This is a genomic window from Synechococcus sp. CS-205 (assembly GCF_025128255.1).
Lineage (GTDB): Bacteria > Cyanobacteriota > Cyanobacteriia > PCC-6307 > Cyanobiaceae > Regnicoccus_A.
In genome coordinates this window covers 129,944-136,512 of sequence record NZ_JAHLZB010000022.1, presented here as the reverse complement: position 1 = coordinate 136,512, position 6,569 = coordinate 129,944, and the positions used below count along the sequence as shown (strand labels likewise).

Below are 6,569 nucleotides of genomic sequence, written 5' to 3'. Positions count from 1 at the left end.
GTGAGATGCCCTCACTGCTGCCCAGCGACTGAGCAGCGCTCCCGGCACCGGAGGTATCAGCAGAGCAGATCTGCTGCCTCGCTTGATGACCATGGCAGCCACAATGCTGTGACTCAGCATCTCGCCCCCTGAATGGGTACTCTGACTCAGCCCACGAAGGCGCGCGAGGGCTCGCTCACTCCGGCGGATTGCGTGCCCTTGAGATAAGCCAGCATCGTGTCGGCGTCGGAGACCTCGAAGGGGTCCACCGGGCAGTTGTCGTCGAAGCCGGGTTCGATGAACACCTTCTCGATCCGGCCGTCATCCACCAGCATCGAATAACGCCAGGAACGCGGTCCGAAGCCCAGGTTCGATTTGTCGACCAGCATCCCCATCTTGCGGGTGAATTCGGCATTGCCATCAGGCAGCAGGAACACGTGGTTGGCGCCCACCTGCTTGCCCCACTGGTACATCACGAAGGCATCGTTGACGGAGATGCAGATGATCTGATCAACGCCGGCGGCCTTGAACTGGTCGTGCAACTCCTCGTAGCGGGGCAGGTGATTGGAGGAGCAGGTGGGGGTGAAGGCTCCGGGCAGGGAGAACACCACCACTTTCTTGCCGGCGAAGATTTCGTCGCTGCTGAGGTCCTGCCAGCGGAAGGGATTGGGGCCCGGCACCGCTTCATCCCGCACGCGGGTGTGGAAGATGACGCTGGGAACGCGTTCGATCACGGCCATGGTTGAGCTGCAGGTCAAAGACTGCGGCCAGCCTAACTCATAGCGACTCCGTGTTGGGCCTTATGTCTCCAGGCGCAGCCCGATCGCTTTCTCCGCCGTGGCCGGCAGGTTGCGCGAGACCGGACAGAGTTTCATCCGCTCGCTGATGAAGGCGATCGCCTCGTCGTCGGCGCGGGAGCGCTCTTCCGCCGATACGGCTGGATCGAGCCGCAGGCGGAAGTCCCCGTTCAGCTGCTCCAGGATCCAGTCGGCGCTGGTGAGCACCGTGAACGATCCCTCCACCCGCTGCAGGGGAATGGCGCGCTCCTGGGCATTGGCCACCAGGTAAAAATGCTGGCAGAGCAGCAGTGACAGCAGGTAGAGCCGGAACCCCGGGGTGGTGAGACTGGGGTGCTGAGGCTCCCATTCCCCCGATTCAGCCAGGAACTCCACCTCAAGCGACTGGGTGGCGCGGGTGGGCCCGTCATGGCTGCTGCGCAGCCGGAACTGGAAGGTGCGCTGGCTCATCGCTGCTCCTGGTTGGTGAGATGTGGTGATGGCCGGCGGAGAAGGGCCTCGGGGGCAGGGCTGCCTCCGATCAGCGGTTGGTTCTGGCGGCGCAATCCCTCGAAGCCTGTGAGCAGCGCTGAGCCGATCAACAGGCAGGAGAAGCCCAGCCGCAGCTTGTGGTCACTGAGGTGGGGCGCCAGCCGCTGGCCCAGCACGGCACCTGCGGCGCCGCCGCCCACCAGGGGCAGCAGCAGACCCAGGCTGGCGGCGGGCCAATGGCCCAGCGCCAGCAGGGCCACCAGGCTGTTGGTGCTGATCAGCACCAGGCTGGTGCCGCTGGCAAGCTGCATCGGCAGACCGGCCAGCAGAACGAGGGCGGGCACGATCGCAAAGCCTCCCCCCACCCCGGCAACGCCGGTGAGCAGGCCCACCACCACACCCTGAACCGCCAGGGCCACGGGCGTTTCGCGCTCTTGCCGCTGGCCATGACCGCCGCCCTCCCCGCTTGAAGGCCGGGGGGTGGCGGGCCGCAGCAGCAGCCAGGAGGCGACCAGGGCCGCCACTGTGAAGATCCCCAGTTGAACGGCCTCGGGGATCAGGCCGGCCTTGACCAGGCTGCCTCCGATCCAGGCGCCCGCCAGGGCCGGCACCCCCAGGATCAGCGCCGGCCGCGGGGCCACCTGCCGGCGGCGGATGTAGGGCCCCACATTGCCCAGGGCCAGCAGGGTCACCACCATCAGGGAGAGCGGAACGGCCTCCCGGGTGGACAGGCCGGCGCCGCTCACCAGCAGGGGCAGCAGCAGGATCGAGCCCCCGGCCCCCAGCACGGCGAGCAGGAGCCCGATCAGAAGGCCTCCGCTGATCAGCAGCAGCACGGTGCCGCTGATCACACCCTCACCTGGTTCCAGGGCATGACCGCCAGCAGCCGGGCCATGCCGCAGAAGCCGCTGATGCCGGCAAAGGTGAGGCCAGCTCCCACGAAGCCCGCCAGCCAGATCCAGCCTGGGGCCACGGTCTGGCTGAGGATCACCCCGAGCAGCACCAGGCTGCCGGCGGCGATCTGCACCTGACGCATCAGCGGCAGGGGCGCTCCCTTGCGGCGGTTGATGGGCAGGCCCGCCTGCTGCCAGGCACCCATGCCGCCCTCCAGGTCGGCGAGGCGATGGGGATGGCCCCGGCGCAGCAGCTCGGCCAGCCCCTTCTCGCTGCGCTTGCCGCTCTGACAGACCAGCACCAACGGCCCCTCGGGGAGGCTGGCGCTGCCGAGGCGGGAGAGGGGGATGTTGTGGCTGCCGGGGATGTGGCCAGCCACGTATTCCATCGGCTCGCGCACGTCGATCACCGTGATCCTGTTGTCACGGTGCTGGTGGCTGAGGTCCTGGGCGCTCAGGCGAACGGGGCTGGGGTGTGTGGAGCTGGTCTGGGTGGTCATGGTGTTGGCTGAGCAGGGGTGGGCATGGGGTGTTCCAGGGGCAGGCCTTCCCGCTGCCAGGCGCGCAGACCGCCGCGCAGGTTGGCCACCTGAGACCGTCCGGCCTTGAGCAGCTCCTGGGTGGCGAGGGCCGAGCGGCTGCCGGAATGGCAGAGCACCACCAGGGGCTGCCCCGTGGGGATCTCGCCGAGCCGCTGCTCCAGGTCCTGCAGGGGGATCAGCAGGCTGCCCGGGATGTGGCCGTCGGGGCCGTTGAATTCATCAGCTGAGCGCACATCCAGCAGCGTGAGCGAGTCGCGGTGCTCGCTGACCCAGTGGGATTCGAGCTGGGGCAGGCCGGCATAGCTGCGGCGGATCGGAGCCCAGCCGTCGGGATCCGGAGGTGTGTGCCCCCGCGGTCTGCCGCTGCGCAGATTGGCGGGCAGGGCCACGGCCAGCCGGCGCGGGTGGGGCAGTTCCAGATTCTCCATGTAGCCCACGAAGTCGCGCTCATCGGCTTCACCGCCCAGGCGGGCGTTGAAGGCCCGCTCTTCTGACACCGAGCTGAGCGTGCGGCCGCTGTAGTCGTGGCTGGGGTAGAGCAGGCACGAGTCGGGGAGGGAGAGGATCTGCTCGGTGATCGAGCGGTAGAGGGTGTGGGCGTTGCCCTGCTGGAAATCACAGCGGCCGCAGCCCCGCACCAGCAGGGCATCCCCGGTGAAGGCCAGGCTGTGATCGTCGAGCACGAAGGTGAGGCACCCGTCGGTGTGGCCGGGGGTGGCCCGCACCTCAAGAGCACGACTGCCGAAGGCCACCTGATCGCCGTGCCGCAGGGGCAGGGTCACGTTCTCGGCGCCCGCGACGGCAGCCAGGCCGATGACGCTGCCGGTGGCGTCGTGCATCAGCCAGCTGCCGGTGACGTGATCAGCGTGGGCGTGGGTGTCGAGACAGGCCACCAGCTGGATCCCCAGCTCCTGGATCAGGGAGAGATCGCGGTCGTGTTGCTCGAACACCGGATCGATCAGCAGGCCCTCGGCACTGGCCACCTCGGCGATCAGGTAGGTGAAGGTGCCGGTGTCGGCATCGAACAGCTGGCGGAACAGCAACGGGGCCCCACCGGCAGCGGCCGAGAGGGAGAAGCCGCGAGCGGGAGCGACGGCCATGGGGGCTCGATCAGCAACTTGTATGAGCATAGCCGCATAATGGTCGTTCGTCAGGGGGCTGGTGATCGGTGCATAATGTGTCCAGCGACATAACTGTCACCATGGCTGCTGCCACCGGCGGGTCTCGGCCCAGTCCTCAGCTCCTTGAGGAGCTGAGCGCCTTCTTCCGCCTGCTGAGTGAGCCGGCCCGGCTACAGCTGCTCTGCCAGCTTGAGCACGACGGAGCCAGGGACGTGGCCTCCCTGATCGAGGCCACGGGCTTCAGTCAGTCGCACATCAGCCGCCAGCTGGGACAGTTGCAGCGGGCCGGCCTGGTGCGTTGCGAGCGGGAGGGCGCCCGGCTGATCTATGAGGTGGCTGATCCCCTGGTCGCCGAACTGTGCGGCCTGGTTCAGCGTCGTCTCAGAAAGCGGCTCGAGGAACAGCTGCAGCAGTTGCAGACCGCCTGATCACGATGTCCTGAGGGCCAGCCCCAGCCAGCGCACCAGGGGTGCGAACGGCTGCAGGTCGTCGTCGAACGCCGCTATCTGCTCCTTGGCGCACACCTTGATCAGGGTGGCTGCCGAGCCTGGGTTGGCCCGCGTCAAGAGTTCGTGCCCTGGCCCTGAGCGGCGGACCGATCGCGGCGCTCGCACTAGAATAGATAAGCCATTATGCCGTTACAGTCATGGCTTCCTGTGTCCGCGTTCGCCCCCCTCTGAGGCGATGGTTGTTCGCCGCTCTGCCGTTGCTGCTGGCGTTCCTGCTGGGAGCTGCCCCAGTTCTGGCTGCGGACAGCTGGTCGCTCGACGATCGGGCGGGCCATCGCCTCAGCGCCCAGGTGTTCGAGCAGCCATTCCCGGAGTACCCCTCCGGCCAGCGCATCCGCCTCAGTGTTCTGGATGCCAGAACAACCCTGGATCACAGCGCCGATCTCGTGTTGGGTGATTCGACGGGTCAGGAGTGGAGCCTGCCCAATCGCAGCGAAGAGATGGTTCCCAGGGATGGGTCATCGGTTCCGAGCGGATCCGCCCAGTTCGATCTCGATGCCCTGATGCCACGGCCCAGTGAAGCGCTTCCCCTCCGCCTGGAGGTCCCCAGCACCAGGGGGGTCCTGAGCTTCAACCTCAGCCCCGAGCAGGTGATGGAGCTCCACGCCATGGGATCCGCCACGCCGGCAGAGCCTCCAGCCTGACCAGGAGGGGGGCTGCCGGGGATCAGGGCGCCAGCCGCTCGATGCTCCAGAGTCCGCCCGCGCCCTCGCCGCTGGGCCGGTAGCGAAAGCGATCGTGCAGGCGGTTCTCGCGCCCCTGCCAGAACTCGAACTCAAAGGGCACCACCCGCAGGCCCCCCCAGGCCGGCGGCAGCGGCACCTCTCCGCTGGCGAAGCGGCGTTGCATCGCCTGCCACTGCGCTTCGAGGATCGAGCGAGAGCGGATCACGGCGCTCTGCTGCGACACCCAGGCCCCCATCCGGCTGCCGAGCGGGCGCGAGAGGAAGTAGGCGAGCGATTCGCCAGCGCTGATCCGCTCGGCCCGGCCCAGGATCGCCACCTGCCGCTCCAGCCCGTACCAGGGAAACAGCAGGCTCACCTCCGGGTGGGCGGCAATCTCGGTGGCCTTGCGACTCTCGTAGTGGGTGAAAAACACGAACCCACGCCCGTCGAACGCCTTGAGCAGAACGGTGCGGGCGCTGGGGCGGGTGCCGTCGCTGGTGCCCAGCACCATGGCATTGGGTTCGCTCAGCTCCGCCGCCACGGCCTGATCGAACCAAAGGCGGAACTGCGCCACTGGATCAGCCGCCAGATCGGCCCGCCGCAAGGCGGCGCGGCGGTAGTCGCGGCGCAGCTGGGCGGGATCGGTGGGGGCGGGACGGTCACTCATGGCAGCTGCTCGCGGAGAGTGTTCACGACTTTGAGAGCCAATGGGGCGCCATCAGGCAACCAGGACAGCGTGTGGGTCCGGATCCCTGAGGATCCAGTACAGCGATCCCGACAGCAGCGCACTGAAGAAGCACCACACCGAGGTGAAGGCGTAGCCGTAGGCGAGGTGCGTGATCAGGAAGGCGCCCAGAATGCAGCCACCGAACCAGCGCAGCCGTGGCGAGCTGCTGAGCAGCAAAGGCGCGGAGATGAGCAGCCCATACACCGTGCTGCCGAGGCCGAGGCTGATCCAGCGGTCCGCCAGAAGGGTGGTGGTGTAGTTCAGGGATCCGTTCACCACCACCGGCTCGAGCAGAGAGCCATCCAGCAGCAGTGGGAGCCAGAGTCCTGCGCCGACCAGCAGGCCCAGCACCAGAGCGATCTGCAGCAGGCGGCGGCGCAGGGCAGGCGGCGCCTGCCGGTTCAGATGCAGCACACACCAGGGAAACCAGGCCAGCCAGAAGGCATAGGCGAAGAACAGATAACCGAGCGCAGCGGGGTGCACGAGCCAGCCAGGCCCCCCGGGCGCCAGGCCAAGCCAGACCACACCCTCCAGGGCCTGTTGCGCCGAGAAGAACAACGGCGAGAAGGCCAGGGGCAGCAGCTCGCTGCGCCGTTGCGCCAGGCAGTAGCGAACGGAGGCCACCCCCAGAGGCAACAGAGCGGCCGCCACCACGAAGCTGGCGCTGCTGGAGAAGCACATCGGCGTGAGCCGTCTCCGGCAGCAAGCATTTCCCCCAGCCTGGCGCGGCGGTGTGGATGGTGATGAAAGTCAAGGCCTGGAAGAGCTCGGAAGCCCCGCCAAGACCCCGACGTTGCGGGAGGCGTTCCGCTGGGATGAGGCCTTGATGGGCAGGTGAAGCGGTTGGCGAACGATCTTGCCAGGG

Annotated in this window: 10 protein-coding genes; 2 read left to right on the top strand and 8 right to left on the bottom strand. The window is 67.8% G+C overall.

Annotated elements, in window-relative coordinates:
* Nucleotides 1–146: 146 nt before the first annotated feature.
* Genes KQ297_RS05145 through KQ297_RS05125 form a run of 5 tightly spaced genes read right to left on the bottom strand, consistent with a single transcriptional unit; the run spans nt 147 to nt 3,782 of the window.
* Complete coding sequence (locus tag KQ297_RS05145; RefSeq protein ID WP_259738467.1) at nt 147–719, bottom strand: peroxiredoxin; 573 nt, start codon at nt 717–719, stop codon at nt 147–149.
* 60 nt (nt 720–779) lie between these two features.
* The gene (locus KQ297_RS05140; RefSeq protein WP_259738466.1) at nt 780–1,226 is read right to left on the bottom strand and encodes a hypothetical protein; all 447 of its coding nucleotides are present in this window, start codon (nt 1,224–1,226) and stop codon (nt 780–782) included.
* Complete coding sequence (locus tag KQ297_RS05135) at nt 1,223–2,095, bottom strand: sulfite exporter TauE/SafE family protein (protein WP_399251232.1); 873 nt, start codon at nt 2,093–2,095, stop codon at nt 1,223–1,225. Before KQ297_RS05135 ends, KQ297_RS05140 begins: the two co-directional genes overlap by 4 nt.
* A complete protein-coding gene (locus tag KQ297_RS05130; protein ID WP_259738464.1) occupies nt 2,095–2,640 on the bottom strand; it encodes a rhodanese-like domain-containing protein in 546 nt (181 codons plus the stop codon). Before KQ297_RS05130 ends, KQ297_RS05135 begins: the two co-directional genes overlap by 1 nt.
* On the bottom strand, nt 2,637–3,782 hold the full coding sequence (locus KQ297_RS05125) for a rhodanese-like domain-containing protein (RefSeq protein ID WP_259738463.1): 1,146 nt from the start codon (nt 3,780–3,782) through the stop codon (nt 2,637–2,639). The genes KQ297_RS05130 and KQ297_RS05125 overlap by 4 nt, the downstream gene beginning before the upstream one ends.
* A gap of 101 nt (nt 3,783–3,883) precedes the next feature.
* On the opposite strand from KQ297_RS05125, the gene KQ297_RS05120 reads away from it, so the two are divergent.
* Complete coding sequence (locus KQ297_RS05120; protein ID WP_259738462.1) at nt 3,884–4,231, top strand: helix-turn-helix transcriptional regulator; 348 nt, start codon at nt 3,884–3,886, stop codon at nt 4,229–4,231.
* Here KQ297_RS05120 and KQ297_RS05115 read toward each other — a convergent pair whose 3' ends face one another.
* A complete protein-coding gene (locus KQ297_RS05115; protein ID WP_259738461.1) occupies nt 4,232–4,369 on the bottom strand; it encodes a hypothetical protein in 138 nt (45 codons plus the stop codon).
* 122 nt (nt 4,370–4,491) lie between these two features.
* Here KQ297_RS05115 and KQ297_RS05110 point away from each other — a divergent pair, with 122 nt between their 5' ends.
* On the top strand, nt 4,492–4,956 hold the full coding sequence (locus KQ297_RS05110; RefSeq protein ID WP_259738460.1) for a DUF3122 domain-containing protein: 465 nt from the start codon (nt 4,492–4,494) through the stop codon (nt 4,954–4,956).
* Between the two features lie 22 nt (nt 4,957–4,978).
* Here the strand turns inward: KQ297_RS05110 and pdxH are convergent, their stop codons facing one another.
* Nucleotides 4,979–5,644, bottom strand: a complete 666-nt coding sequence (gene pdxH, locus KQ297_RS05105) for a pyridoxamine 5'-phosphate oxidase (protein ID WP_259738459.1) — start codon at nt 5,642–5,644, stop codon at nt 4,979–4,981.
* A 51-nt stretch (nt 5,645–5,695) separates the two neighbouring features.
* Entirely contained in the window at nt 5,696–6,385 is a 690-nt protein-coding gene (locus KQ297_RS05100; protein ID WP_259738458.1) for a DUF6629 family protein, read from the bottom strand.
* Between the last annotated feature and the right edge of the window lie 184 nt (nt 6,386–6,569).